28 protein-coding genes are annotated in these 26,054 nt (G+C 56.7%); 14 read left to right on the forward strand and 14 right to left on the reverse strand.

The annotated features are described in order from the left end of the window. Position 1 precedes the first annotated feature (1 nt). The 4 genes from AC2FLZ_RS11300 to AC2FLZ_RS11315 all read left to right on the forward strand — a co-directional run bounded on the left by AC2FLZ_RS11300 (position 2) and on the right by AC2FLZ_RS11315 (position 3,175). Entirely contained in the window at positions 2 to 796 is a 795-nt protein-coding gene (locus AC2FLZ_RS11300) for an LpxI family protein (protein ID WP_496882182.1), read from the forward strand. Beyond that, positions 796 to 1,962: a lipid-A-disaccharide synthase gene (lpxB, locus tag AC2FLZ_RS11305; RefSeq protein WP_480516965.1), complete on the forward strand. Its 1,167-nt coding sequence runs from the start codon at positions 796 to 798 to the stop codon at positions 1,960 to 1,962. Before AC2FLZ_RS11300 ends, lpxB begins: the two co-directional genes overlap by 1 nt. Next, positions 1,955 to 2,530, forward strand: a complete 576-nt coding sequence (locus AC2FLZ_RS11310) for a hypothetical protein (RefSeq protein ID WP_496714505.1) — start codon at positions 1,955 to 1,957, stop codon at positions 2,528 to 2,530. The genes lpxB and AC2FLZ_RS11310 overlap by 8 nt, the downstream gene beginning before the upstream one ends. Positions 2,531 to 2,629: 99 nt before the next feature. Then, positions 2,630 to 3,175 carry a carboxymuconolactone decarboxylase family protein gene (locus AC2FLZ_RS11315; RefSeq protein WP_480516969.1) on the forward strand — a complete coding sequence of 182 codons (546 nt, stop codon included), beginning with the start codon at positions 2,630 to 2,632 and terminating at the stop codon, positions 3,173 to 3,175. Here AC2FLZ_RS11315 and mnmA read toward each other — a convergent pair. Further along, positions 3,172 to 4,317 carry a tRNA 2-thiouridine(34) synthase MnmA gene (gene mnmA / locus AC2FLZ_RS11320; protein WP_496882183.1) on the reverse strand — a complete coding sequence of 382 codons (1,146 nt, stop codon included), beginning with the start codon at positions 4,315 to 4,317 and terminating at the stop codon, positions 3,172 to 3,174. The two genes, AC2FLZ_RS11315 and mnmA, sit on opposite strands and share 4 nt — an antisense overlap. A gap of 127 nt (positions 4,318 to 4,444) precedes the next feature. On the opposite strand from mnmA, the gene sciP reads away from it, so the two are divergent. From sciP to AC2FLZ_RS11345, 5 genes are all read left to right on the forward strand, one after another. Then, positions 4,445 to 4,738, forward strand: coding sequence for a CtrA inhibitor SciP (gene sciP, locus AC2FLZ_RS11325; protein WP_480516973.1), 294 nt, complete (start codon positions 4,445 to 4,447; stop codon positions 4,736 to 4,738). 85 nt (positions 4,739 to 4,823) lie between these two features. Further along, positions 4,824 to 5,540 (forward strand): response regulator transcription factor CtrA, encoded by a 717-nt coding sequence (gene ctrA, locus AC2FLZ_RS11330; protein ID WP_267364745.1) that lies wholly within the window; start codon positions 4,824 to 4,826, stop codon positions 5,538 to 5,540. A gap of 123 nt (positions 5,541 to 5,663) precedes the next feature. After that, positions 5,664 to 7,916 carry an NAD-dependent DNA ligase LigA gene (gene ligA / locus AC2FLZ_RS11335; RefSeq protein WP_496714508.1) on the forward strand — a complete coding sequence of 751 codons (2,253 nt, stop codon included), beginning with the start codon at positions 5,664 to 5,666 and terminating at the stop codon, positions 7,914 to 7,916. Beyond that, entirely contained in the window at positions 7,913 to 10,003 is a 2,091-nt protein-coding gene (recG, locus tag AC2FLZ_RS11340; RefSeq protein ID WP_496882184.1) for an ATP-dependent DNA helicase RecG, read from the forward strand. Before ligA ends, recG begins: the two co-directional genes overlap by 4 nt. 112 nt (positions 10,004 to 10,115) lie before the next feature. After that, positions 10,116 to 10,238 (forward strand): hypothetical protein, encoded by a 123-nt coding sequence (locus tag AC2FLZ_RS11345; protein ID WP_267366389.1) that lies wholly within the window; start codon positions 10,116 to 10,118, stop codon positions 10,236 to 10,238. A 184-nt stretch (positions 10,239 to 10,422) separates the two neighbouring features. Here the strand turns inward: AC2FLZ_RS11345 and AC2FLZ_RS11350 are convergent, their stop codons facing one another. Further along, a complete protein-coding gene (locus AC2FLZ_RS11350; RefSeq protein ID WP_267366387.1) occupies positions 10,423 to 11,061 on the reverse strand; it encodes a MarC family protein in 639 nt (212 codons plus the stop codon). Between the two features lie 58 nt (positions 11,062 to 11,119). Beyond that, positions 11,120 to 11,572: an iron-sulfur cluster assembly scaffold protein gene (locus tag AC2FLZ_RS11355; RefSeq protein ID WP_480516979.1), complete on the reverse strand. Its 453-nt coding sequence runs from the start codon at positions 11,570 to 11,572 to the stop codon at positions 11,120 to 11,122. A 48-nt stretch (positions 11,573 to 11,620) separates the two neighbouring features. On the opposite strand from AC2FLZ_RS11355, the gene hisI reads away from it, so the two are divergent. Further along, positions 11,621 to 12,010: a phosphoribosyl-AMP cyclohydrolase gene (gene hisI, locus AC2FLZ_RS11360; RefSeq protein ID WP_480516981.1), complete on the forward strand. Its 390-nt coding sequence runs from the start codon at positions 11,621 to 11,623 to the stop codon at positions 12,008 to 12,010. Positions 12,011 to 12,013: 3 nt separating this feature from the next. Here the strand turns inward: hisI and gluQRS are convergent, their stop codons facing one another. The 4 genes from gluQRS to AC2FLZ_RS11380 form a co-directional block, all read right to left on the reverse strand. Further along, positions 12,014 to 12,895, reverse strand: coding sequence for a tRNA glutamyl-Q(34) synthetase GluQRS (gene gluQRS / locus AC2FLZ_RS11365; RefSeq protein ID WP_496808519.1), 882 nt, complete (start codon positions 12,893 to 12,895; stop codon positions 12,014 to 12,016). Next, positions 12,892 to 13,506, reverse strand: a complete 615-nt coding sequence (locus AC2FLZ_RS11370; protein ID WP_480505215.1) for a class I SAM-dependent DNA methyltransferase — start codon at positions 13,504 to 13,506, stop codon at positions 12,892 to 12,894. The genes gluQRS and AC2FLZ_RS11370 overlap by 4 nt, the downstream gene beginning before the upstream one ends. 37 nt (positions 13,507 to 13,543) lie before the next feature. Further along, positions 13,544 to 14,884: a methylenetetrahydrofolate--tRNA-(uracil(54)-C(5))-methyltransferase (FADH(2)-oxidizing) TrmFO gene (gene trmFO / locus AC2FLZ_RS11375; protein WP_496822327.1), complete on the reverse strand. Its 1,341-nt coding sequence runs from the start codon at positions 14,882 to 14,884 to the stop codon at positions 13,544 to 13,546. A gap of 255 nt (positions 14,885 to 15,139) precedes the next feature. Then, positions 15,140 to 15,925, reverse strand: coding sequence for an enoyl-CoA hydratase (locus AC2FLZ_RS11380; RefSeq protein ID WP_496808518.1), 786 nt, complete (start codon positions 15,923 to 15,925; stop codon positions 15,140 to 15,142). Between the two features lie 58 nt (positions 15,926 to 15,983). Here AC2FLZ_RS11380 and AC2FLZ_RS11385 point away from each other — a divergent pair, with 58 nt between their 5' ends. Then, positions 15,984 to 16,427, forward strand: coding sequence for a PaaI family thioesterase (locus AC2FLZ_RS11385; RefSeq protein WP_496808517.1), 444 nt, complete (start codon positions 15,984 to 15,986; stop codon positions 16,425 to 16,427). Between the two features lie 60 nt (positions 16,428 to 16,487). Here AC2FLZ_RS11385 and AC2FLZ_RS11390 read toward each other — a convergent pair whose 3' ends face one another. Then, positions 16,488 to 16,715: a DUF1127 domain-containing protein gene (locus tag AC2FLZ_RS11390; RefSeq protein ID WP_480472702.1), complete on the reverse strand. Its 228-nt coding sequence runs from the start codon at positions 16,713 to 16,715 to the stop codon at positions 16,488 to 16,490. Positions 16,716 to 16,813: 98 nt separating this feature from the next. Between AC2FLZ_RS11390 and AC2FLZ_RS11395 the strand changes: the two genes are divergently transcribed. The 3 genes from AC2FLZ_RS11395 (at position 16,814) to rpsI (ending at position 19,329) form a co-directional block, all read left to right on the forward strand. Further along, positions 16,814 to 18,217 carry an aminotransferase-like domain-containing protein gene (locus AC2FLZ_RS11395; protein ID WP_496882185.1) on the forward strand — a complete coding sequence of 468 codons (1,404 nt, stop codon included), beginning with the start codon at positions 16,814 to 16,816 and terminating at the stop codon, positions 18,215 to 18,217. Between the two features lie 161 nt (positions 18,218 to 18,378). Beyond that, positions 18,379 to 18,837, forward strand: a complete 459-nt coding sequence (gene rplM, locus AC2FLZ_RS11400) for a 50S ribosomal protein L13 (RefSeq protein ID WP_480472706.1) — start codon at positions 18,379 to 18,381, stop codon at positions 18,835 to 18,837. A gap of 6 nt (positions 18,838 to 18,843) precedes the next feature. Continuing rightward, positions 18,844 to 19,329, forward strand: coding sequence for a 30S ribosomal protein S9 (gene rpsI / locus AC2FLZ_RS11405; RefSeq protein ID WP_209503959.1), 486 nt, complete (start codon positions 18,844 to 18,846; stop codon positions 19,327 to 19,329). Between the two features lie 68 nt (positions 19,330 to 19,397). Here rpsI and AC2FLZ_RS11410 read toward each other — a convergent pair whose 3' ends face one another. From AC2FLZ_RS11410 to AC2FLZ_RS11435, 6 genes are read right to left on the reverse strand one after another with little or no spacing between them, the layout of a single operon-like run. Beyond that, complete coding sequence (locus tag AC2FLZ_RS11410; RefSeq protein ID WP_496882186.1) at positions 19,398 to 20,558, reverse strand: ABC transporter substrate-binding protein; 1,161 nt, start codon at positions 20,556 to 20,558, stop codon at positions 19,398 to 19,400. A 25-nt stretch (positions 20,559 to 20,583) separates the two neighbouring features. Beyond that, positions 20,584 to 22,470, reverse strand: a complete 1,887-nt coding sequence (locus AC2FLZ_RS11415; protein WP_496808516.1) for an AMP-dependent synthetase/ligase — start codon at positions 22,468 to 22,470, stop codon at positions 20,584 to 20,586. 5 nt (positions 22,471 to 22,475) lie between these two features. Continuing rightward, positions 22,476 to 23,249 (reverse strand): ABC transporter ATP-binding protein, encoded by a 774-nt coding sequence (locus tag AC2FLZ_RS11420; protein ID WP_496808515.1) that lies wholly within the window; start codon positions 23,247 to 23,249, stop codon positions 22,476 to 22,478. Beyond that, entirely contained in the window at positions 23,246 to 24,010 is a 765-nt protein-coding gene (locus tag AC2FLZ_RS11425) for an ABC transporter ATP-binding protein (protein WP_496808514.1), read from the reverse strand. Before AC2FLZ_RS11425 ends, AC2FLZ_RS11420 begins: the two co-directional genes overlap by 4 nt. Then, positions 24,007 to 25,104 (reverse strand): branched-chain amino acid ABC transporter permease, encoded by a 1,098-nt coding sequence (locus AC2FLZ_RS11430; protein WP_496811928.1) that lies wholly within the window; start codon positions 25,102 to 25,104, stop codon positions 24,007 to 24,009. The genes AC2FLZ_RS11425 and AC2FLZ_RS11430 overlap by 4 nt, the downstream gene beginning before the upstream one ends. 3 nt (positions 25,105 to 25,107) lie before the next feature. Further along, positions 25,108 to 25,983, reverse strand: coding sequence for a branched-chain amino acid ABC transporter permease (locus AC2FLZ_RS11435; protein ID WP_496882187.1), 876 nt, complete (start codon positions 25,981 to 25,983; stop codon positions 25,108 to 25,110). Positions 25,984 to 26,054: the final 71 nt, after the last annotated feature.

Here is a 26,054-nt window from a genome sequence, read left to right on the forward strand (position 1 = left end):
CATGCTTGCGTTGATTGCGGGAACCGGGGCGCTGCCGACCGAATTGGTTGCCCAATTGGCGGAACGTCCGCTGATCTGCGCGATGGAAGGTTTCCTGCCGGATGATCTGGTCGCAGATATCGTGTTTCCGCTTGAACAGCTTGGCAGTTTTATCGCCGGGCTTCAGGCGAAGGGCGTGACCGAGATCTGCATGGCCGGCGCAGTTCGGCGCCCGAAGGTTGATCCTAAACGTATTGACGCGGCAACGATGCCATTGGTTCCGGTGATCCAGCAGGCCATGCTGTCGGGTGATGACGGAGCATTGCGGGCTGTCATTGGCCTGTTGGAAGGCGCAGGATTGCGGGTGTCTGCCGCGCATGAAATCGCCCCTGGCCTGTTGCCGCCTTTGGGCTGTCTGACTGATGTGCACCCATCCGAGAGTGATATGGCAGATGCAGACCGCGCTGCCGGAATTCTGCGGGCCATGGGAACTGCGGATATAGGTCAGGCCTGTGCCGTTTTAAAAGAGCAGGTGTTGGCAATCGAAGGCATCTTTGGAACCGCCTGGATGCTTCAGTCCCTGACACAACGCCCGGATGCGGGGGGCGGCATACTGTTCAAAGGTCCAAAACCCGATCAGGACCGTCGTGCCGACCTGCCCGTCATAGGACCGGATACCATCACGGATGCGGTCGCGGCAGGCTTGTCTGGCATCGTTCTGGAAAAGGGCGGTGTGCTGGTTTTGGAAAAAGAACAGGTCATCGCCGAATGTAACCGTCTTGGGCTGTTCCTGTATATTCGCGAGCGAGCGGTCTGATGCGTGTTTTTCTGGTCGCCGGTGAACCTTCGGGCGACCGGCTGGGCGCCGCGTTGATGGAGGGGCTGAAGACCCTGATCCCCGATATTGAATTCGACGGGGTGGGCGGACCTTTGATGGCGGTTCAGGGGCTGACCAGCCGGTTTCCGATGTCGGAACTTTCGGTGATGGGTTTGATCGAGGTTCTGCCGAAGTTTTTCCACCTCAAGCGTCGAATCTCGGAGACCGCGCAAGCAGTGTTGGACACGCGGCCGGACGTTCTGATAACCATCGACAGCCCCGATTTCAGCCTGCGTGTCGCCAAAATCGTCAAAGCCGCCAGTGATATCCGCACCGTGCATTACGTCGCGCCCAGTGTCTGGGCCTGGCGTCCGGGGCGAGCGGATAAAATGGCAAAGGTCATCGACCATGTGCTGGCACTGCTTCCGTTCGAGCCGCCATACATGGAGCGGGCAGGGATGGAGTGTGACTTTGTTGGCCATCCAGTTGCCAGCGAACCGACGGCAACACAGGCTGAGATTGCAGCAATCCGGAGCAGGTACGACCTAGGGGATGCACCAGTCCTGCTGGCTCTGCCCGGATCGCGCCGGGGTGAGATCGAGCGTCTGGCAGACACGTTTGGTGAGGCATTGCGGCTGTTTTTGACGGATCATCCCAGTTATCGCGTCGTGGTTCCAACCGTAGGTGCAACAACTGATCTGGTCAACGATATGACGCAAAACTGGCCGGGCGCACCAATAGTGCTCGACCCGCGCCAAATCGGGGCCGGGCAAGCCACCATCGAAAAACGCGCGGCCTTTGGCACAGCACGTATTGCGCTGGCCGCTTCGGGTACGGTTTCTTTGGAACTGGCCGCGCAGAATACACCCATGGTGATCGCCTACAAGCTCAATTGGCTGACCCAGAAAATGGCTGAACGCATGGTTAAGCTGGACACTGTTACATTGGTCAACCTGGTATCTGAAACACGCGCCGTGCCTGAATGCCTGCTGAACGATTGCCAGCCAGAAAAGATCGCCAAGGCCCTGCATGATGTGACCAATGCCCCCGACGCTCAGCAACTTGCGATGAACCTGACAATGGAAAGGTTGGGGCGCGGAGGAGAAGCTCCGGGATTGCGGGCGGCACGAGCTGTGCTGGACAGAATGCAGATTGAGCATGCTTGATCACACGCTGTTCGCCGCTTCAGCCGGGATTGCCATGATTTCCACCAATCTGGACAATCTGGCCGTCTTGCTGGGTTTGATACTGGTGATCGAGCAGCGCCGCGCCATCATTGGCTTTGCCGTCGCGCAAACAATTGTTCTGACATTGGCCATGACCGTCGCTTTGGGCGTTGACCAGAGCGGCGCGCCGTTTTGGATCGGGTTTCTGGGTCTTGTGCCACTGGCCTTTGGTCTGCGCGGTATCTGGAGGCAGCTTTTCGGGGCCAATTCTGAAGGAACCGAGGCAAAAGGGGCCGTGACCTCGGTGGTTACCCTGTTCCTGAGCCTGTCGATTGACAGTTTCGCGGTCATGACACCGTTATTGGCGGATTCTACCCCCTCATACCGCGTTGCCGCCTTGATTGGCGCAGCACTGGCCGCTTCCGTGCTGGTCCTTACCGCCGCCTGGGGCGCCCCTCGGGCCAAAAGCCTGGGGCCACGCGTCGCCCGAATGGATAGGGTCGCCCCATATATCATGGTCTGCGTTGGGCTCTATATCCTCTTCAATTCGCCTACGGACGCCCTGTAAGAAATTTGTTCCGGCGTTCCGTCTCGGGTTTGTGATCCGCGACCGTCTGTTGCAGCGGTGCGGACTTAAAGTATCCTCTCTAAAAAAGGAGCTTTCATCATGACCCGCATTCCCCCTTTGTCAGACGCCGAGATGGCAGACGAGACACGCGCGTCTCATGCGGCTTTGGGCGCTTATGGTCCGTTCGACAATTGGGCCCGGGTCGCCGCACATTGTCCACCGGTTCTGGAACATGTCGCAGGGATGCTAACAGCGTTACGGGAACAGCAGACCTTGCCGCGTCGTGCGCTGGAACTGGCCATGGTGACGGTTTCCAAACTGAACGCCTGTGACTACTGCGTCTCGCATCATACTCCGCTGTTGACAGTTGCTGGTCTCAGCCCCGAAGGCGCGGCGCGTTTGCCAGATGTTGACAACCACCCCGAGCTGGACGCGTGCGACAAGGCCGTCGTGCGATACGCCGAGGCGGTAACGACACGATCAGGCCGCATGCGCGACGCCGAGGTTTCCAACTTGCGGGATTGGTTCAGCGATGCCCAGATTGTCGAGTTAACCTGGCGCATCGCTTTGTGCGGTGCATTCAACCGGTTCAACGATGCGCTTCAGATCCAGATCGAACCGGAGGTTGAACCGGTTTCAGCCTAGTACCCGCGCCAGATCCAACCGCCGCCAAAGATTCGGCTGCCTTCTGAGGCATAGAAGACGCAGGCCTGACCGGGCGAGATGCCTTCTTCGGGTGTCAGCAATTCAACCTCGGCAGTGGTGTCGGACAGCGGTCGAATAATGGCTTCACGCGGGGGGCGGGTCGAACGGACCTTGACTGACAGGTGCCATTCTTCGCGAGAAGTGAAGGGTTCATCGCCCAGCCAGTTGATCTCACGCACGGGGACGACACGCGTTGCCAGCATCTCTTTGGGGCCGACAACGACCTGTTTCTTGTCCACGTCCAGCTTGACCACATAAAGCGGTTCGCTCAGACCGCCGATGCCCAAGCCGCGCCTTTGGCCGATCGTGTAATGGATCACACCGTTATGCTGTGCCAGAACGCGGCCATCGGCATGAACAATCTCGCCCGGCTCCGCAGCACCGGGGCGCAGCTTTTCTATAACGCTGGCATAATTGCCATCGGGCACAAAGCAGATGTCCTGACTGTCAGGCTTGTCCGCCACAGACAACCCATATTGAGCCGCCATTTCGCGGGTCGCGTCTTTTGAGGGCAGGTGGCCAAGCGGGAAGCGCAGGAAATCAAGCTGTTCCGGCGTTGTCGAGAACAGGAAATAGGATTGATCCCGGTTGGCATCTTCGGCGCTGTGCAGTTCCGGGCCGTTTGGCCCCATCTTGCGCTGGATATAGTGCCCGGTGGCCATACAGTCAGCCTCAAGATCCTTGGCGGTTTCCAGCAGGTCCTTGAATTTTACCCGCTCGTTGCAGCGAATGCAGGGTACGGGTGTTGCGCCTGCCAGATAGCTTTCTGCAAACTCATCGATCACCGCGTCCTTGAAGATGTTTTCGTAGTCCAGAACATAGTGGGGAAACCCACGCTCTTCTGCCACGCGGCGCGCATCGTGGATATCGATCCCGGCACAGCACGCCCCTTTCTTGGCCAGAGCCGCTCCATGATCATAGAGTTGCAGTGTCACACCGACCACGTCATAGCCCTGATCGGCCAGATAGGCTGCGACAACAGAGCTATCGACGCCCCCCGACATGGCCACAACCACCCGCGTTTCCGAGGGCGGTTTGGCAAAGCCAAGCGAGTTCAGCGGGGGCTCGGTGTCGAGGGCCATTGGCGGTTCCTGTCGGGTTAAGAAAGACCGGCAGAATATAGGAAAATTCTACACAATCTCAAGAGGCGGTTTCATACGACCTTAAGTAGGCTGGTGCCAGCTTTGATGCAGCAAAGAGGGTAAAGCGATGTATTTGCACAAAGTGGAAGGGCCAAGGTCTGTTTCTCTGCCGGATGGGTCCATACTGACACGCGCCGATCTGCCGCCGTCAAGCACACGGCGGTGGGTGGCCTCGCGCAAGATTCTGGTCGTGCGTGGGGTACTTTACGGGCTGATCAGCCTGTCTGAGGCAAAACAGAAATACGGGATCAGCGACGAAGAATTCAACGGCTGGGTTTCCCTGGTCGCGGAACACGGTGTCGAGGCTTTGAAAGCCACGGCCTTAAAAAAGTATCGACAACCTATAGGTGAGCGGGAATAAATGATTCAACGGTAACGTCAGATTAACCATTCTTGGTCAGGTTTAGTTTTAATTGGAATTATTGACCCGAATTGGAGCAGTGAAAATGCGTATACTTCTTGTCGAGGATGATCCGACCACGTCCAAAAGCATCGAACTGATGCTGACGCATGCGAACCTTAACGTCTATGCAACGGATCTTGGCGAAGAAGGTATCGATCTGGCAAAGCTCTACGATTACGACCTGATCTTGCTGGACCTGAACCTGCCAGACATGAACGGGCATGAAGTGTTGCGCCAGTTGCGGATTGCCAGGGTGGAAACACCGATCCTGATCCTATCGGGTGCAGATGATACGGACAGCAAGATCAAAGGCTTCGGGTTTGGCGCGGATGACTACCTGACCAAGCCCTTCCACCGTGAAGAACTGGTGGCTCGTATCCATGCCATCATCCGCCGGTCGAAAGGGCATTCGCAGTCCATCATCCACACAGGTCGCGTGGCCGTTAACCTGGACGCCAAAACCGTCGAGGTGGACGGAAAAACCGTGCACCTGACAGGAAAAGAGTACCAGATGCTGGAATTGCTCAGCTTGCGCAAGGGTACGACTCTGACCAAGGAAATGTTTCTGAACCACCTATATGGCGGCATGGACGAACCCGAGCTGAAGATCATCGACGTCTTCATCTGCAAACTGCGCAAAAAGCTCAGCAACGCAACTGGTGGTGAGAATTATATCGAAACCGTTTGGGGCCGGGGTTACGTGTTGCGCGACCCGCAAAGCAACACATTGGACGAGACGCGAATGGCGGTCGGCCTCTGAATTGAACCGTTTGTGTCGCTGGTAGTCCAGGGCGGCACTTTGCACTCACGGCTCAGCACATCTGGACCTGGCCATGGCCTCGCCCTATCACTGAGGTCCAAGAACGCGTGACAGGGCGAGGCCATGAGCAATTCCATTCCCATATCAGACCTGACGGATGATGAGGCGCGTGCCGAACTGGCGCGGTTGGCGGACATCCTGTCGCGAGCCAACACTCTGTATCACGCAGAAGATGCGCCCGAGTTGTCGGATGCGGATTATGATGCCCTCAAACGCAGAAACGCCGAGATCGAGGCGCGTTTCCCCCACCTGAAACGTGCTGACAGCCCGACAGAGCAAGTCGGGGCCAAACCGGCGGACGGGTTTTTAAAAGTTACTCATGCCGTCCGAATGATGTCACTGGGAAATGCGTTCGACGATGGGGACATTGCCGATTTCGACACCTCGATTCGCAAATATCTGGGCCTTGATGCAGGCGCGCCATTGGCTTTCACAGCTGAACCCAAGATTGACGGCCTGTCTTTGTCCTTGCGATATGAGAACGGACAGCTGGTTCAGGCCGCAACGCGGGGCGACGGTGAAGTTGGCGAGAACGTGACGGCCAACGCCTGCACAGTCTCTGATATTCCACAGCTGATCGAGAACGCGCCCCAAATTCTTGAGGTCCGGGGCGAGATTTACATGTCTCATTCCGATTTTGAAGCGTTGAATGAGCGGCAGGCTGAACGGGGGGGCAAACCCTTTGCCAACCCGCGCAATGCAGCGGCAGGGTCACTGCGCCAGCTGGATTCGGAAATTACCCGTTCCCGCCCATTGCGCTTCTTCGCCTATGCCTGGGGTGAACTGTCAGAGCCTTTGGCAGATACTCAGATTGGAGCAATTGAGCGTCTTGCGACCCTTGGGTTCCCCACGAATCCCTTGACGCGCCTATGTGCCACGACTGAGGACATGATCGCTCATTACCGGGATATCGAAGCGCAGCGTGCGACTTTGGGGTATGACATCGATGGGGTCGTCTACAAGGTAAACGATCTGTCTTTGCAGGCACGTCTGGGTTTCCGCTCAACGACGCCAAGATGGGCAATTGCGCATAAGTTCCCAGCCGAACTGGCCTGGACCAGATTGGAGGCGATCGACATTCAGGTTGGTCGAACAGGGGCGCTTAGCCCCGTGGCACGGTTGCATCCTGTAACGGTTGGCGGAGTGGTCGTCTCCAATGCCACATTGCACAACGAAGATTACATCGCAGGGCGCGATGCCAAGGGCGGCGCGATTCGTGAAGGAAAAGATATCCGAGTGGGCGATTGGGTTCAGGTTTATCGCGCTGGCGATGTGATCCCCAAACTGTCGGATGTCGACTTGTCCAAACGCCCCGCCGATGCACGCCGCTTTGCCTTTCCGACACATTGCCCCGAATGCGGGAGTGATGCGATCCGCGAAGAAGGCGACGCGGTTCGACGATGCACCGGCGGCCTGATCTGTCCCGCGCAGGCCGTTGAAAAACTAAAACATTTCGTGTCGCGCAAAGCCTTTGATATAGAAGGGCTGGGTGCAAAACAGATTGAAATATTCTATGGGGATCCAACCCTTCCGATCAATGCGCCAGCTGATATCTTCACGCTGGAACAACGGGACGCAGCCAGTCTGACGCGGTTAAAAAACCGGGACGGGTGGGGCGAAACATCCGCCAGGAACCTGTTCGAAGCCATTGATGAAAAGCGGAAAATTCCCTTTGCGCGCTTGTTGTTCGCACTGGGCATTCGGCATGTTGGCGAAGTGGGTGCGCGCGATCTGGCGCTTTTTTACCGCGACTGGGATGCGATGGCACTCGCGTTGGACACTGCGCGCCCGGCCGCGCTGGCCCAACGGCAGGCCGATGAGGTGGAAGATGCAGAGCGTGCGGCAGCGCAGCTTGAAGGGCGTCGAGCGCGCGTGAAAGAAGTGCGGGACGCAGCCATCGCGGAGGCCAATGTCGCAGCCGATGCCAATGCCGCCTGGGCAGAGCTGATCGGGATCGACGGAATTGGCGCAACGCTTGGCCTTTCACTGTCGGACGCATTTGCCAATGTAGAGGAACGACGGGCTTTCGACACGCTGCGCAGCGAATTGACGGTTATCGCCCCCGACGCGCCAGCCTCGGACAGTCCGGTGGCGGGTAAAACCGTAGTGTTCACCGGAACGCTGGAAAAGATGACCCGCGCCGAAGCCAAAGCGCGAGCCGAGGCGTTGGGCGCGAGGGTTTCCGGATCTGTCAGCAAGAAAACCGATATTCTGGTCGCGGGTCCCGGGGCCGGGTCAAAGGCGAAAAAGGCGGCGGAACTTGGGATCGAAACTTTGGACGAGGATGGCTGGCTTCAGCTGATAGAAGGCGCATGAGCGGACGCCCCGAACAGCTTTTCCCGCTATTTGCAGGGCTGGAAACGTTGGATGGCGTCGGTCCCAAGACGGCACAGGCCATGGCGCAGACCGGGGTGGAATCCCCGCGCGATGTTCTGTTCAGCCTGCCTTATGCCGTGGTGGACCGGCGCAGGCGGGATACAATTCAGGGGGTGGACCTGCCAGCCACTCTGACCGTGGAAGTGACAGTCGGCCCGCACAGGCCGCCTCACAACAAGGGAGGGGCTTATCGCGTTCATGTCGAAGACAGTCAGGCCGATTTCCAGCTGGTCTTTTTCCACGCAAGTGGTGAATATCTGAAAAAAGTTTTGCCGCAAGGATCTCGCCGCGTGGTTTCCGGCAAGTTGGAACTGTTCGACGGCATGGCGCAGATGGTGCACCCTGACCACATGCTGCCCGTTGAACAAGCCGGCGATATCCCGGAATTCGAACCGGTCTACCACCTGACGCAAGGGCTGACCCAGAAAACAGCGTTCAAGGCCAGCCGCAGCGCATTGGCACGCGCACCCAAGCTAGAGGAATGGATCGATCCGGCGCAGGTGTCACAGCAAAACTGGCCGAGCTGGTCTGCGGCCATTCACGCCGGTCACAATCCGCGCGGCGCTGATGATGTCGCGCCGTTTGCCCCTGCGCGTCAGAGATTGGCGTATGACGAATTGTTTGCGCATCAGCTGACGCTCGCTCTGGCCCGGCAGCGAGAGCGCAAGTCGCGGGGGATAGTCAGCGTGGGAACCGGGGCACTGCAATCTAAAGTGCTGGCAAGCCTTCCCTATCGCCCGACTGATGCACAAACGCGCGCTATTGATGAGATTTCGGCTGATATGGCGTCTGACGCCCGAATGAACCGACTGTTACAGGGCGACGTCGGCGCCGGTAAGACGCTGGTGGCCATCATGGCGCTTCTGATCGCCGTTGAGGCAGGCGGGCAGGGCGTGATGATGGCCCCGACCGAAATTCTGGCACGCCAGCATCTGGAAGGGTTGCGCCCACTGGCCGAGCAGGCCGGAGTGGTTCTGGAACTGCTTACCGGACGTGATAAGGGCGCGGAGCGGCGTGCCAAGCTTGAGGCACTTAAACAAGGCGATATTCACATTCTGGTTGGCACACATGCAGTGTTTCAAAGTGATGTTGAATTCAAGGCGCTGAGATTGGCCATCGTCGACGAACAGCACCGGTTTGGCGTGCGGCAGAGAATGGAATTGTCGGAAAAAGGCAAGGGGGCCGATGTTCTGGTAATGACCGCCACTCCGATCCCACGTAGTCTTGCGCTGGCGCAATATGGCGACATGGATGTTTCGGTGCTGGATGAAAAGCCTCCGGGGCGAAAACCGATCAAAACGGCGATTGTCAACACACAGCGCATGGACGAAGTCATCGCCCACCTGCGGCGAGCGATTGATGAAGGGCGACAGTGTTACTGGGTGTGCCCTCTGGTCGACGAATCCGAAGTTTCGGACCTGACAGCGGCCGAGGAACGCTTCAAACGCCTGCGGGCCATTTTGGGTGAGGGCGTTGTGGGGCTGGTTCATGGTCAGATGCCACCTGCCGACAAAGACGCCGCGATGAGCGCATTTCAGAATGGGAAAACAAAGGTCCTTGTTGCCACGACGGTGATCGAGGTTGGCGTGAACGTACCCAACGCAACGATCATGGTCATTGAACGGGCCGAGATCTTTGGGCTGGCGCAATTGCACCAGTTGCGGGGGCGCGTCGGGCGCGGGGATGCGGAATCCACCTGTTTGCTGATGTATCAACCACCGCTCAGCGAGGGAGGGCGCAAGCGGCTGGAGGTTCTGCGCGAGACAGAGGATGGCTTCCGAATCTCGGAAACTGACCTTGAGATGCGAGGCGCGGGCGATCTGATCGGAACTGCGCAATCCGGGTTGCCAAAATTCCATATCGCGGATCTGGAACGTCAGGCAGGATTGATGGCCGTCGCCCAATCCGATGCGCGGGCGCTGCTAACGACCGATCCCAAACTGACTTCGGACAGGGGAAGGGCCGCACGTGTACTTTTGTGGCTGATGAAACAGGATCAGGCGATCCGTTTGATTTCAGTGGGTTAGCTGTAATGTTCCCTAAAGTTCACAAATGTTCTCAAAAAGTTCTTTACCTGCGCCTGGAAATATGAGAACAAAAGGTCAACAAAGGATTAAAACTCTGACCGGAGGTGACCCTATGCTGACCCAGATCAAGACCGCCTTCAGTCGCGCGCAATCGACTATCCTGCAGGATGCCGTTGGCGTGTTGTCTTTGGTCGTGATGCTGATGGTGGCCCTTCACCTGCCGGTTGGTTTCTAAGCCTTTCTGCCTGCGATCTCGTGCCGAAAAATCCGCGCTGTCATCCCCATTTCAGTCAAGGGTGACCTGCCTGTCCCAAACCCCTTGAGGGGCCATGCCTCGGCCCCGCGCGGTACACCGGACCCCACACGAGACACGCAATACCTGCCGCCGCCCTTTCGCCCGGAAAGCGCGGCGGCTTTTTTTACAATTGGCCGGTTTTGAAGATTTCCAACAGCGCGGACAGGACTGAGTTGGCAGCAACCGAGGCTAAAATCATGCCCATGACACGGCTGATGATTGCCGCGCCTGAATGACCGATCAGCCGAATGATGGGCTCGGCCAAAAGCATCAGTACAAACGCAACCAGCAATACGGAAAGCATGACAAGCGCTGTGATACCCTGATCCGCGATGCTGTAACGGTGGTTGTCCGTCAGGATAACGATTGCCAGCATTGCGCCGGGGGATGCCAGTGAAGGCACGGCAAGCGGGAATATCGCCGGGTTCTGCTGGTGATACGCGTCTTCACGATCTTCTTCGGCTTGCCGTTGTTCGATCTCTTGTTTGCTTTCACCAAAGATCATCGTCAGGGCAAACAGAAACAGGATAATGCCGCCAGCGACCTGAAACGAATTCAACCCGATATCCAGCGCTTCGATCAGCACCTGACCAAATACAAGGAAGAACAGCAATACGGCAGCACTTATCACGGCTGCTAACATCGCTGTCCGCCGCCGGCCTGCCGCGTCCAATCCCGCAGTAACGGCGATGAACACGGGAATTGTTCCAATCGGGTCGATAACGACCCAAAGCGTCACGAAATGCTCGAGCAAATTATTCAAACCCATCCCTCCTGAAATCTTGGCAGAGGGTAAACGGGTTTCCGCCAAATAGCTATAATCAGGCGCAGTTTGCCTGTTCAGCCTTCGCCATGGCCTCAGCCGTGGCATCCAGTACCAGCAAGATCGACGCATGGCGGTTCTTATAATCCCGAGCGGGCATCAGCACCTCAAGCCCGTCAAAAGGTGCATCGGGTGCAGGACCGCCATTCTTGAGCATGGCCGCCAACTGATCGCGCGCAGCTTCGACCTGCGCCCGCGACGCTCCAATTATTGCATCCCCAACGACCGAGGCAGACGCTTGCCCCAAAGCACAGGCCTTGACGTCCTGACCAAAGGCACTGATCTGACCGTCGCGAACCTTGATGTCGACAGTTACAGTCGATCCGCATAAAGGTGAGCGTTTCTTGACGGTTGCATCGGGATCTTCCAGTCGCTCAAGATGCGGAATATCCGCAGCCAGCGCCAGAATGCGCCCGGAATACAGCTTAATCAGGTCGTTCTCGCCGCTCATGGCTTTCCCTCGTCGTGTGTTACCCATACATAGTGGCCAGCCCACCGGATGCAAAAGGTTTTTCAGATGTCTGACCCAGTCGTGTTTGACCCCTCCAAATTGAGATTTAATGAGGCGGGTCTGATCCCGGCGATTGCGCAGGATGAAGCATCAGGCGAGGTTTTGATGATGGCCTGGATGAACGTGCAGGCGGTTGAAAAGACCCTCGAAACCGGGCGGGTAACCTATTGGTCGCGCTCCCGGCAGGCCTTCTGGATCAAGGGCGAAACCTCGGGCCATGTGCAGGAACTGGTGGATTTCCGGATCGATTGCGACCGGGATTGTCTATTGGTTCTGGTCCGTCAAACCGGTGCAGCCTGCCATACCAACCGACGAACCTGTTTTTTTACCGCCGTTCGGGATGGGGTCGAGGCTGAACTGATGGCGCCAATGGAGTAGGGGTCAAAGCCCAACCATTCGGCGTATGTCGCCCGGGCTAGCCCCTTCGGCCCGGTATTTTGAGATCGCGCGGGCATCATCGCGTTTGGCCAGCCGTTTGCCTGCATCATCGCGGATCAGGTCGTGGTGGAAATACTCGGGTGTCGGCAGGTTCAGTAACACCTGCAACAGAACGTGGATGCGGGTCGCGTCAAACAAGTCCCGTCCCCGTACCACCTGTGTTATACCCTGACCCGCGTCGTCAAGTACGACGGACAAATGATACGACGTCCCCATGTCACGGCGGGACAGAACAACATCACCTATGGTGGCAATCAACTCATCAGGCGAAAAGGTGACAATGCCGGTTTCGCCGCCCGGACCCGAACCCAGCTCAAGAAACTGATACCTGTCGGGGTTGCGGACCGCCTGACACGCCTTGACCACGTCCAATCGCAATGGGTCCTGAGTTGGACGAGGAAGTTCCGATAAATCTTTGCCAACAAACCTTTTTCCACAAGTCCCAGGGTAAACAAGCCCGTCGGGTCCAAGCATAGGTGCGCCTTCCTGCGGCGCACTGGTTGCAGCGGCGATATCTTTGCGATTACACGTGCATGGATACAAAAGACCCTGCGCCCATAGCTGATCCAGCGCCTTGTGGTAAAAGCCCAAACGATCCGATTGGCGCATCACGGGCTCCGGCCATGTCAGCCCCAACCATCTGAGGTCGTGGTAAATCTGATCCTCCCATAGCTGTCGCGAGCGGGATTGATCGATATCCTCAATTCGCAGCAGGAACCGGCCGCTTTCAGAAGCAGCCCGATCGCTGGCAACCAGCGCAGAATATGCGTGCCCAAGGTGAAGGGGGCCTGTTGGGGATGGCGCAAAGCGCGTTACGAGAGTCACGCTTTTTCTAATACATACACGTCAGAGTTAAGGTTGATACCGGGCAGGTGGGGGCCGTGTTCACGAAATAACAAACGTGCGGCCCCCATGTCGACCCAATCCGTCAGACGGCAGGTGAATTTATGGTCCGCCAACGCATGATCGTTCAGCGAAAAGCCAAGCAAACCACCCTTGGGCAACGCGTGCATCAACAAATCCAGTGTCTCTGGCGGGGCAGCACCTTTTCCGATCACTCCTATGGCAGTAATCATCGTGTACTCCCCACGCTTCAACGGCGCGGGCTTGGCGATATCGAATCCGGTCAGTGTTCGATAAACGCCCTTGCTGGCGGCTTCCTGAAGCATGTTCTCTGTTGGGTCCATCCCATCGATGACTTCAAAGCCAACAGCGCGCAGGGCAAGCCCCGACAACCCGGTGCCGCAGCCGTAGTCCAGAATTGGGGTCTGCGGCTTCGGCGCGAAAGACCACAAAGCCGCTGCTACACGGCCCGGCGTGGCGTAACCGTGTTCACCGACTTCCTTTTCATAGGTTGCAGCCCAGTTCTGATAGTGCGCTTCAGTCGCTTCAGGCGTGCCGAGGTTGTATGTGCTGTTCAGAAACGTGTCGTTCATTCCAGCATGCTAGGCCGAGTCCGCATTACGCGTCCAGTCAGCAATGTTCCAACCAGGTACTCCATTCAGCTTTGGCCCGGTCGGTATAGGCCTTGTACCGGTCTTTACGACCCCGACGCCCGCCTTTCAGGCCATCCACGGGGCGAAACAGGCCGAAATTCACGTTCATCGGCTGAAAGGTCTTGGCCTCGGCACCACCCGTAATGTGGTGAATCAAAGCACCCATTGCGCTGTCTTGCGGAACAGCCGGCAGGTCACGCCCCAAAATCTGAGCAGCGGCAAACCGACCAGCCAGCAACCCCATCGCGGCGCTTTCTACATAGCCTTCCACACCCGTGATCTGTCCAGCAAACCGAATGTTGGGTTTGGATTTCAACCGCATTTGCGAATCCAGAAGCGTGGGAGAGTTGATGAACGTATTGCGGTGAATGCCGCCCAACCGGGCAAAGCTGGCATTTTCCAAGCCAGGGATCATACGGAACACGTCGGTCTGGGCGCCGTATTTCATCTTTGTCTGGAAACCCACGATGTTAAACAAGGTGCCCAATGCGTTATCGCGGCGCAACTGCACCACTGCATGTGGTTTCACGCCGGGCTCATGCGGGTTGGTCAGCCCGACCGGTTTCATCGGACCATGGCGCAGCGTTTCGCGACCGCGTTCGGCCATAACCTCGATGGGTAGACAGCCGTCGAAGTAACCTGCTGCCTCGCCTTCGTGAAATTCGGTTTTTTCTGCTGCCAGAAGCGCGTCTATGAAGGCCTCGTACTGATCCCGGTCCATCGGGCAGTTCAGATAGGCCGTCCGCTCTTCTTCGGTCTCGCCCTTGTCGTAGCGTGATTGCATCCACGCTTTGCTCATGTCGATGCTTTCGGCATAGACGATCGGTGCGATGGCGTCGAAAAAGGCAAGTGCGTCAGACCCTGTCTCGGCCTGGATGGACTGACCCAGCGCGGGCGACGTCAGGGGGCCGGTCGCAAATATCCACTGGCCATCGCTGGGCAGGGTCGTCACTTCTTCGTCGGTTACCGTCACGCGTGGGTGGGCGCGAAGTTTTGTGGTCACACTTTCTGCAAACGGGTCACGGTCCACAGCCAGCGCGCCACCGGCTGGCAGGCGGTGTTCATCGGCTGTTGTCATGATCAACCCATTGGCGGCACGCATTTCCCAATGCAGCAGACCCACTGCGTTCTGCTCATCATCATCCGAGCGGAACGAGTTCGAGCACACCATTTCCGCCAGATTGCCGGTCTGATGTGCAAAGGTGCCGATGATCGGACGCATTTCGTGAATCACAACATCCACGCCCATTTCAGCAGCTTGCCAGGCCGCCTCTGACCCGGCCATGCCGCCGCCTACAATATGCAAAACTTGTGTCATGCGATGCCACATAGGGCAGACCACAATCGGGCGCAACTGAGGCAAAGCGGTTTCACGAATTTTATGGAAGGGGTCTTGGGGTCGCCGCTGCGGGATTGTCAGCGCTGGTGAGAGAGACCAGCTGGAGGGACCTTCCGCCCACGGCGACCCAAAAGTGTCCTGAGGCCTTGGCCTCGACCCAGCTTTGCCACAGTGTCGCCCTTTTGGAAAGTGCTAAATTCAAAACAGTGGCGAAAAATGTGCAAAACAATTGCATTATTGGGACCAATTTGGGGGACGTTTTTCGATAAAGGCTGAAATGCCTTCTTCTGTATCCCGGTACAGCATGTTCTGCGCCATTACGTCACCGGCATAGGCATAAGCCTGATCCAGCGGCATAAGAAGCTGTTGATAAAACGCCTCTTTACCGATTTTGACAGCGGCTCCCAGCTTGGAAGCAACCAGTTCTGCCAGCGCATTGGTTTCGTGTTCAAGACGCGTCTCGGGGACAACGCGGTTGACCAAACCCAAATCGGCAGCACGTTCGGCTGATATGAATTCACCAGTCGTCAGCATTTCAAATGCCTGCTTTCTGGGGATATTGCGGCTGAGGGCCACCATTGGTGTCGAGCAGAACAAACCGATATTGACGCCGTTCACCCCAAACCTTGTGCCTTCCGCGGCGACGGCCATGTCACAGGTGGCTACAAGCTGACACCCGGCGGCGGTTGCAATGCCGTGGACCTGTGCGATGACGGGCTGGGGTAGGGACTGGATCGACATCATCACTTTCGCGCAGCGCGAAAACAGGTCATTGAAATAAGCTTTGCCACCATCTTCGGACTGGCGTCCGGCCGTCATCTGTTTCAGGTCGTGCCCGGCGCAAAAAACCTTACCCTGACCCGCCAGGATCACAGCCCGGATCGACGTGTCTTCACGCAACGTGTCCAGTTCAGCCTGAAACGCCGACAGCATCTCGTCACTCAGCGCGTTCAGCCGCTCTGGGGCGTTCATTGTAAGCCGTGCAACAGCGCCGGTGTCGTTACGTTCCAGAATTGCCATCTTGCCCTCCGATCCCATGTTGGGCCAACTCTAGGTCGGTATGAGCAGGAGGGAAAGCATGGCTTTGGCAATGAACCGGGACGAACTGTCACAATACCTAAAGGAGGTTTTCCCGCAGGTGCATAAAGACTTTGTCGTCGAGGACCTGACCGAAGATACAATCACCATGCGCCTTGTTGTGAAGGATCAGCATCTGCGGCCGGGCGGTACGGTTTCGGGACCATCCATGTTTGGGCTGGCTGATGTTTGTGTATACGCGATGGTTCTGGCGCGAAAAGGGCGTCAATCCCTGGCGGTCACAACGAACAGTTCCCTGGATTTTCTAAGCAAACCAGCAGGCAACACGGACATGATTGCTATATGTCGCCTGCTGAAACTGGGCCGGACTTTGGCCGTCGGTGACGTACTTATGTATTCCGATGGCGCGGAAGACCCTGTTGCCAGAGCGACGATGACCTATTCCCTGCCACCTGCAGGGTCCGCGGCCGCGAAATTCGGATAAAAAAGACCGGGGACAAGCCCCGGCCCAGGAAGAGGTCCCAATAATGGGACTGGGGATCAGTTAAATCTGCCAAAAATGGCGCTTTACCTCGCGGCGCGCATCATGGCGTGTCAGACCGACGTCTTTCAGCAAGCGGTCATCCAGATAACTAAGATTGACGCGGCTACGGCGACGACGCTCCCATTGAGTGACCGCTGCCGCAAACCGCACGGCCAGTGCAGCGGCCAGAGGCAGCCGGGGGCTGTCGGTCAGCAGCAGAAGGGCGGGGGTGTGCATTGTGCGTGTCATCTCGGAATTCCTTTCAATTGTATTGACACAAATCAGTTGTACTTGGTACACGTGACTGATACATTTGAAATTGTGTCAAAAGCAAAGGAAGAATTGTAATGGATACAATTTGGCCAGAGGCGCTACCGAAATCCAAAGGACCGAAATACACTCTGGTTGCTGACACAATTCGAAAAGCCATAGATAACAAATCTTTGGAAGTGGGCGTCAAACTTCCTCCGGTGCGCGAACTGGCGTATCGCCTGCAAATAACGCCTGGTACAGTCGCGCGCGCCTATACAATCCTGACAGATGAGGGGTTGTTACAAGCCGAAGTCGGGCGTGGTACATTTGTTGCGCCGCCAAAATCGCCCATTCTTGACGACGTTTGGGCGCGGCAACTGCATCTTCGGGACGACAAATACAATGCCAATGTAAGTCTGTTCAGCCCTAGGTTGGCAGATATGGGGCAGGTGTCCCTGATCCGTGAATGTCTGAAAAAAGTGTCGCAAGCCGATCCGGGTTTGTTTCTGAATTACCCGACGCGTGACGCGTACCAGCCCGTGCGACAGGCGGTTGTGGACTGGTTGTCAGACCTTCCGCTGGGCGCACTGACCCATGATGATATTGTGTTGACACATGGCGGCCAGAACGGGCTTTGCGTTGTGTTTCAGACGATCCTGCGCGGGCCCAAACCTGTCGTACTGGTCGAGGACCTGTCTTATGCCGGGTTCCGTCGCGCAGGCGAACTGATGCGCGCGGAAGTGGTCGGTGTGAAGATGGACAGATGGGGTGTCGATCCGGCAGCGTTAGAACATGTTCTGCGCCACACGACAGCGCAGGCCGTCTGCGTGTCGCCAGAAGTTCAAAACCCAACGGGCGCACACACACCGTTGGAGCGGAGGAAAGAGATCGTTGAGATTGCCCGTCGCTTTGATTTGGAGATCATTGAAGATGATTGCTATCGCATGGGCGATGCCCGAGAGCCCAGCTTTCGGGCACTGGCGCCTGAACGGGGATGGCATGTGTCATCAATCTCGAAGATTCTGACACCGGCATTGCGTGTGGGTTTTGCTATCGCCCCCAGAGAAAAAAGTGTGGATCTGCGCCGGTCCGCTGAATACGGATATTTCGGATTGGCCCAGCCCTTGGCGGAATTGACCCGCCTTCTGCTGTCCGATCCGCGTACGCGTCAGATCGCCAAGGATGTGCGCACGCGGATGGGGGATTATCTACGCGTTGCCGTCAATACCCTGGGTGGGTTTGATCTGAACTGGGCCCCGGACGTTCCCTTTGTCTGGCTGAGCCTTCCGTCTGGCTGGCGGTCGGCTGCATTCAGTCGCGCGGCCGAGCGGGAAGGGATACAACTCCGATCCGCCGACGAGTTCGCGCTGCGCGATGGACGCGCGCCGAACGCGGTACGTATTGCCATGAATGGTCATGTGTCACTGGAACGGTTCGAGGACGCGATGCAGCGCCTGCGTGTTCTATTGGACAATCCGCCTGAACAAATCAGCGTTTGAATATGGGGTAATATAATACCTATTTTCTAAGTATTTGGTTTTACATGCATAAATAAGACTAATGCCGCTTGACCTGCGTGCAGGCACCTCATAAAACCCGTCCATCGAATTCGGGCCGCTCCGCTGGGGCGGTCTTTCACATCAAACAGGACTATCCTGCCATGAAAACCTTTTCTGCAACACCTGCAGACATCGACAAGAAGTGGATCCTGATCGACGCTGAAGGCGTTGTTCTGGGCCGTCTTGCTTCGATCGTCGCCATGCGCCTGCGTGGCAAGCACAAAGCGTCGTTTACTCCGAACATGGACATGGGCGACAATGTCATCGTGATCAACGCTGACAAAATCCAGATGACCGGCAAGAAGCGCGAAGAAAACTTCTACTGGCACACTGGCCACCCGGGCGGCATCAAGTCGCGCACCAAACAGCAGATCCTGGATGGCGCACACCCCGAGCGTGTTGTCTTCCAGGCCGTCAAGCGTATGCTGCCAGGCAACCGCCTGTCGCGCCAGCAGATGACCAACCTGCGTATCTATGCCGGTGCCGAGCACCCGCACGAGGCCCAGGCCCCCGAAGTTCTGGACGTCAAGTCCATGAACAAGAAAAACACCCGGAGCTAATGACCGATGGTTGATCAGATCAATACTCTCGAAGAGCTGAGCGCCGTCGCAGGCGTTGAAACCGTGGCCGAAGAAGTCATCGTACGTGAACCCGTACGTGACGAGCTGGGCCGCTCCTATGCCACTGGCAAGCGTAAAGACGCTGTTGCCCGCGTTTGGATCAAGCCGGGTTCCGGCAAGGTCACCGTAAACGGCAAAGATCAGGACGTCTATTTTGCACGCCCCGTTCTGCAGCTGATCCTGCGCCAGCCGTTCCAGGTTGCCGGCGTAGAAGGTGAATTCGACGTTGTTGCAACCGTCAAAGGCGGTGGCCTGACCGGTCAGGCCGGTGCGGTTAAGCACGGCATCTCGAAAGCGCTGCAACTCTATGATCCGAACCTGCGTGGCGCACTGAAAGCCGCTGGCTTCCTGACCCGCGACAGCCGCGTTGTGGAACGTAAGAAATTCGGTAAGCGCAAAGCCCGCCGTTCGTTCCAGTTCTCGAAGCGTTAATTCGCCGGGAATACCCAAAAGAAAGGGCTCGCACTTGCGAGCCCTTTTGCTTTGCGCGGGTCAGGGATTCATTCTTCGTAAACGAGTTTCCACGCACCGTTTTCAACAACGTTGACGAACACAGTATCCGCGCCCTGATGGTCTTCAGGACCATAGGTTATGTGGTTGCCAACCAGATCGTCCTGATAATCCAGCGTTTCCATCGCTGCGATGAAACTGTCCTGCGTCAGATCAGGGCCTGCGGCCTCCAACGCCTTAACCATCATTTCAGCCGCCGAATAACCCAGCATGGCAAATCCGACCGGATCTTCGCCTGTGGCTGCCTTGTATTCCTCGATAAATGCGGCCGGGGCAGGTTGATCCGCGCGTGCCCAAAGGTCCTGCCATGAGGCTGCCGCGTAGAATCCATCGGTCACGCCACCAGGAACCTGCGCCACGACCGTCAGGAAACTGGCTGATGTGCCGAGAAATTTCATATCGGTCAGGCCCATTTTCTTAGCGGTGCCCACGACAGTGATCGACTGCCGCACCCCAAGCGCCATGGTGACGATATCACAACCCTCTTCCTTGAGCTTGCTCAGCGATCCGACGAAATCTGTCTCATCCGGTTTATGGGTGGTTTCTGATCCAAAAGTGAGCCCGGCTTCTTCGGCTCCGGCCTTGCTGCCTTCTAGAATTTCCTCACCAAAATCTGTCGGCAGGTACATGGTGCAGACCGTCTTTGAGCCAAACTCGCCAGCCAGATAGTTCACACCGACACGCGCCTGATCGAAATAGGTCGAGAAGGAGGTGAACTTGTTCCGCATGGGTTCCTGCAACATCTGACGCGCAGCTGTAAGAGGCGCTACGTTGGGAATGCCTTTGGGATCCAACAGCTTGAACCCTGCCATGTTCATCGGCGTGCCAAGCGATTGCAGCATGGCAAATACCTTGTCGCGATTGAGCAGTTTGTTATAGCCCTGCATCGCACGTGGCATCTGATAGCCGTTGTCTTCGACCACGTAACGAATTTTTCGCCCGTGCACGCCACCGGCTGCATTCACCCGATCAAAGACGACATTTGCACCTTTGGTTGCCGGAACACCCACTGCGGCGAATATCCCGCTCAGGTCGTTGACAGAACCAATGACAATCTCATCATCGGTCACGCCCTGTGTTTGCGCCCAACCAAGTGTTGCCGATGCTGTCAGCAGTGATGCAGCCGCCAGACTGTTGCGTAATTTCTTCATCTCTTTCCTCCCGTTAATCTTTTGGTCAAGTGTACATGTCTTCGATCAGATGCCCGTGTTTCTTTTCAACCAGTCCGCGTTTCAGCTTCATCGTCGCAGTCAGTTCGTCGTCTTCAGCGGTCAGCAGGACGTCGATCAGACGGAAATCCTTGATCTGTTCGACCCGCGCAAATTCTGCATTAACAGCGGCAATTTCCGAACTGATCAACTGCCTGATTTCCGGTGCCGCGCATAGCGAGGCAAAATTCGAGAAGGGGATTTTATGGCCCTGCGCGTATTTTTCGACATTTTCCTGATCAATCATGATCAGTGCCGTCAGAAATTTGCGCCTGTCCCCGATGATGATTGCGTCCGCGACATAATGACTGAACTTAAGGCGGCTTTCGATCTCGGCTGGGGTGATGTTCTTACCACCTGCGGTGATGATGATATCCTTCAGGCGGCCCGTGATGGTGACATAGCCATCCTTATCTATTGACCCCATATCCCCGGTACGCAGCCAGCCATCGGCGGTGAAGGTTTCTGCTGTCTTCGCGTTGTTGCGCCAGTATCCCTGAAAAATGTTCAGGCCCTTTAGTTGGATTTCGCCATCGTCCGAGATGCGAATGTCGCACCCTTCGACAACTTTGCCTATGGTTCCGATCTTATTGCTGTCTGTGGTGTTGAGCGTGGCGAGGCCCGAAGTTTCGGTCATCCCGAACCCTTCCACCAACGGCACGCCGATGGACCAGTACCATTTTAGCAGATCGGTCGAGATTGGCGCGGCGCCTGTTCCGCCTCGTCGCAGTTTGTCCAGACCCAACATTCGGCGCAGGTTTTTCAAAACCAGCTGATCCCAGAACCAGAATCTGGTGGCGACGCCGGATGGAACTGGTTGGCCTGCGCTCAGATATCCGGCACGGCGCGCACCAGTTTTTAATGCCAGGCCGAATGCCAGCCGCCCCAAAGGCGTGGCTTCCTGTGTCAGGATCTGGACGTGTGAGTAGATCTTTTCCCAAACCCTTGGCACCGCTGTGAAGGTTGAGGGCGAAACCTCCTGAAGGTTTGCGAAAACAGTTTCAGGGCTTTCGGCAAAATTGACAGTGCAGCGGGCCGCCAAGGGGAAATAGACCGAGACATTACGTTCCAGAATGTGACACAGAGGCAGGAAACACAGCTGTTCATCGCTGGGCAGCGCTGGCAGCACCCGTGCAGCGGATTCGATGGCGGCCAGGATGTTTTCATTGCTAAGCATTGCGCCTTTCGGCTGACCGGTTGTACCCGACGTATAGACCAGCAAGGCAATGTCCTGCGGTTTGGCCAATGCGATTTCCGCTTCGAAGCGCCCGGGCTCGGCCAGTTCCGCCTCTTGGCCCAAGGCGAACAGCTCGTCGATCATCATGCAGCGCGGATGGTTCAGGTCATGCAGCCCTTCGTCCTCGAGGATGATCACCTTGATCAGATCAGGAACCTCGGCCTCAATTCCCAGAAACTTGTCCAGATGCTCTTCATCCTCGACAATCAGAAACCTGGTGCCGCTGTCGTTGACCAGGTATTGCAACTGACTGGCGGAATCCGTGGTATAGACGCCGGAAGCGATACCGCCAACGCCCTGAATGCCCATGTCGAGCCATGCCCATTCCTTGCGGTCCTCGGACAGGATTGAGACCACGTCGCCGCGTTCCAGTCCCAGCTTGCGCAAGGCCAGCCCGATCCATTTGGCATGCTGCCAGTAATCGGCCCAGGAATAGGATTTCCAGATACCCAGGTCTTTTTCGCGATGCGCCGTTCGGCTGCCCAGTTCGGCACATCGGCGTTGGAACAATTCAGCAATGGTGATGCAGCCATCAACGCGTACCGGGCGCTGTCCTGCCGTTGCGTTGAACTGAACGCCGTTTATCACGACCTGAGGGGGGAGGGGCGTGGCGTCCATCCGTTTTACCTCCACGTCTTTTTCCGCTTCCAGCGGCGGCTTTCGCGCGCGCCTTCTTCTTGTTTTCCAAGATAGAAGCTTTGAATATCCTCGGATCGCAAAAGCGCATCCGCGGCACCGTCCATGACGATGCGACCCACCTCCATGACATAGCCGTGATGCGCCAGTTCCAACGCCGCATTGGCATTCTGTTCAACCAGCAACATCGTCATATTCTGCTCTTCGTTCAAGCGCTTGAGAATGCCGAAGATCTCTTGCACCAGCAGAGGGGACAGGCCCAAAGACGGCTCATCCAGCAACATGATACGAGGCCGGGCCATCAATCCGCGCCCTATGGCCAGCATCTGTTGCTGTCCGCCCGAAAGGGTTCCGGCCTCTTGCGACCGACGGTTTTTCAGAACCGGAAAATAACGGAAGACCAGCTCACGATCCTGTTCGATCTGGTCTTTGTCTTTGCGGGTGTAGGCGCCGAGGCTTAGGTTTTCATCAACCGTCAGCAGTGGAAAAACTTCGCGCCCTTCCGGGATGTGAACCAACCCGCGCTGGACAACCTTGTGCGGTTCCCAGCCCTGAATGTCGCCGCCATCAAAGGTGATTGTTCCCTTTTCCGGGTCCATCACGCCAGAGATGGTTTTCATCAATGTGGTCTTGCCCGCGCCGTTAGCGCCAAGGATCGACACGATTTTTCCTTCGTGAACATCCAGCGAAACGCCCCGAATGGCCATGATTGGGCCATAAAAACTTTCGATATTGCGGACTTGCAAGATCGGGGCGTTCATGAGGCTTTCCCCAGATATGCCTCGATCACGGCTGGATGCGATTGCACGTCTGCCGGAGACCCGAGGGCCAGCTTTGCCCCATCTGCCATGGCCAGGACCCGGTTGGACACGCCCGATACCAATCCCATGTCGTGTTCGACCATCAGCACGGTAATTCCCATTTGGCGCCGGATATCGTCGATCCACCAGCGCATATCGGTCGTCTCTTCCACCGACAGTCCCGAGGCTGGTTCATCCATCAACAGCAGCTTGGGATCGGTCGCCAGGGCACGTGCTACTTCGACCACTTTGCGTACGCCATAAGGCAGCCCTGAAATCATCTTGTCGCGATAGGCCTGCAGGTCGAGGAAATCGATGATCTGTTCGACTTTTTCCCGGCTCTCCAACTCTTGACGTCGGACCGCAGGGGTGAACAAAAGTTCTGAAATCAGGTTCGTTGTCCGATGCCTGTGTCTTCCGACCAGTAAATTTTGCAGGACAGTTGCGTGTTCGAACAACTCGATATTCTGGAACGTCCGCGCCACCCCAAAGGCAGCCACGCCAGACGGTTTGACCTGAAGCAGATCGTGACCATCAAACCGGATCGACCCTGAAAACGGTTCGTAAAAGCGCGAGATCAGATTGAAGACCGTCGATTTGCCCGCGCCATTCGGCCCGACTATGGCAAAGACTTCGCCCTGCTGAACCTCGAAGGACAAGTTGTCCACGGCTGTCAGACCACCAAATTTCAGGGTAACGTTTTCAAATTCCAGCAAGTTCATCTCAGACGCTCCGTCTTGAGATAGGATTTCTGCCGTTTGAACATGTCCTTGCGATAGAAGGGAAACAGTTCGAACCAGGTGCGGATTTTCAGCCAACGGCCATAGATGCCCATGGGTTCGAAAAGGATGAAGCCGATCAGGATCATGCCAAAGATGCCGAACTCCAGCCCCGGAATGGCAACGGTGTTTCCGCCGATGATCGCGCCGACATATTCCTTTGAAATCGATAGAAACTGCGGCAAAAATCCGATAACAATCGCGCCCAGAAACGCGCCATGAATCGAGCCCAGCCCGCCTATGACGATCATCATCAGCAATTGGATCGAGATCAGGACGCTGAAGGTTTCATTGTTAAACGCACCAGCAAACAGCCCCATCAACGCGCCGGCCCAACCTGTAACCGCACAGGACAGGGCAAACGAAATCATCTTTGTTCGCGCGATATCGATACCCATTGCCTGCGCCGAAACCTCGGAGTCGCGCACGGCGATGAAGCTGCGTCCCAAAGGGGCACGCAGCAGGTTTACGTAACCCAACGTGACCAGAATGGTGACAGACAGAACCAGCCAGAAAAAAAGATCAGGCGTCCCCCAGCGGTCAACCGTAAGGCCAAAGACCTCGACCCCGCCGATATATTTACCCGCGACACCACCAGTGATCGGCTCGGACAGAACAATGATGTCATCCATCAGGATGGACAGCGCCATGGTAAAGATCGCCAGGTAGATACCATGAAGCCTCAGGGCAGGGACTGCGACGGTCACGCCCGCGATCCCGGTCAGAATTCCGGCCAGCGGAAAAGCGACCAGAAAAGGCGCGCCTGCCTCAATCAGGGCCACGTTGGCGTAACAGCCGAAGGCCAGAAAGGCCGCATGGCCCAGACTGACTTGCCCTGTATGTCCAGTCAGGATCATCAGACCCAGACCGGCAATGGTCCAGATCAGAACGTTTGTCAGTTCACCCAGATAGAAATCGTCCAGCACGAGAGGCGCAGCCGCGACGACAAACAGAAGAAGCAGATAAAGGCGCAACTGGAACCCGTCTTTCCACGGGCGGATATCCTGCATGTAGTCGGTTTTGAAAACGATACGCATGGCTCAGACTTTCTTGACCCGGACCTGACTGAACAGCCCGTTTGGTCGGAAGATCAGGACGGCAAGCAGCAAAGCGTATGGCGCGACCTGGCTATAACCTGCCGCAATGTACCGGCTGGCGAAGGGTTCGATAACACCGACAATCAGCCCTCCGGCCAATGCACCCGGCAAACTGCCGAACCCGCCGATAACGGCGGCGGCAAACGCCTTGATACCCAGCAATCCGGTTGTCGGATCCACAGCACCTTTTGCAGCAAAGAGAATTCCGGCAATTCCCGCAACACTTCCGGCCAGAGCCCAGACCCATCCCTGAACACGCCTGACGGGAATGCCCATGTAATATGCTGCCAGCTGGTTTTGCGAGGCGCCCTGCATCGCCAGCCCCATTTTGGTGCGGCTAAAGAAAACATAGAGTGCCCATGTCAGCAGCACCGTGACGACGATTATCGCGACATCTTCCATCCCCAGAACAAGACCGCCCATACGCACTTCTTTGCCCGCAAGCGGGTTTTGCAGCGTTTGCGGCTCGTGCCCCCAGATCAAACCGGCAATGAAACGGATCACAAAGCCCAAAGCAATGGTCAGTATGACAACGGAGGTCTGGCTTTCACCAAACAGGCGGCGAATGATCAGGCGATCCAGAAGATAACCGAGCGCGGCCATTATTCCCAATGATACCGGCAGAGCGAGCCAGAACGGCAACCCCATATATTCGGTATTTGTCAGGCCGATGGTCACAAATGCGCCCAGCATCATGAAATCGCCCTGCGCAAAGTTAACCGCTTCGGAAGCCTTGTAGATCAGAACAAAGCCAAGCGCGATCAGGCCGTAGACACACCCGTTCGCCAGCCCGCTAATCAGCAGCTGCGCGTTATCCACACTGTCCTCCCTCCACCGGTGTTCCAGCGTCTTGTTCCGCCCGCGTATATCCTCCGGTAACGCAGGTGAGT

It is taken from the genome of Ruegeria sp. YKSF131 (assembly GCF_059612645.1).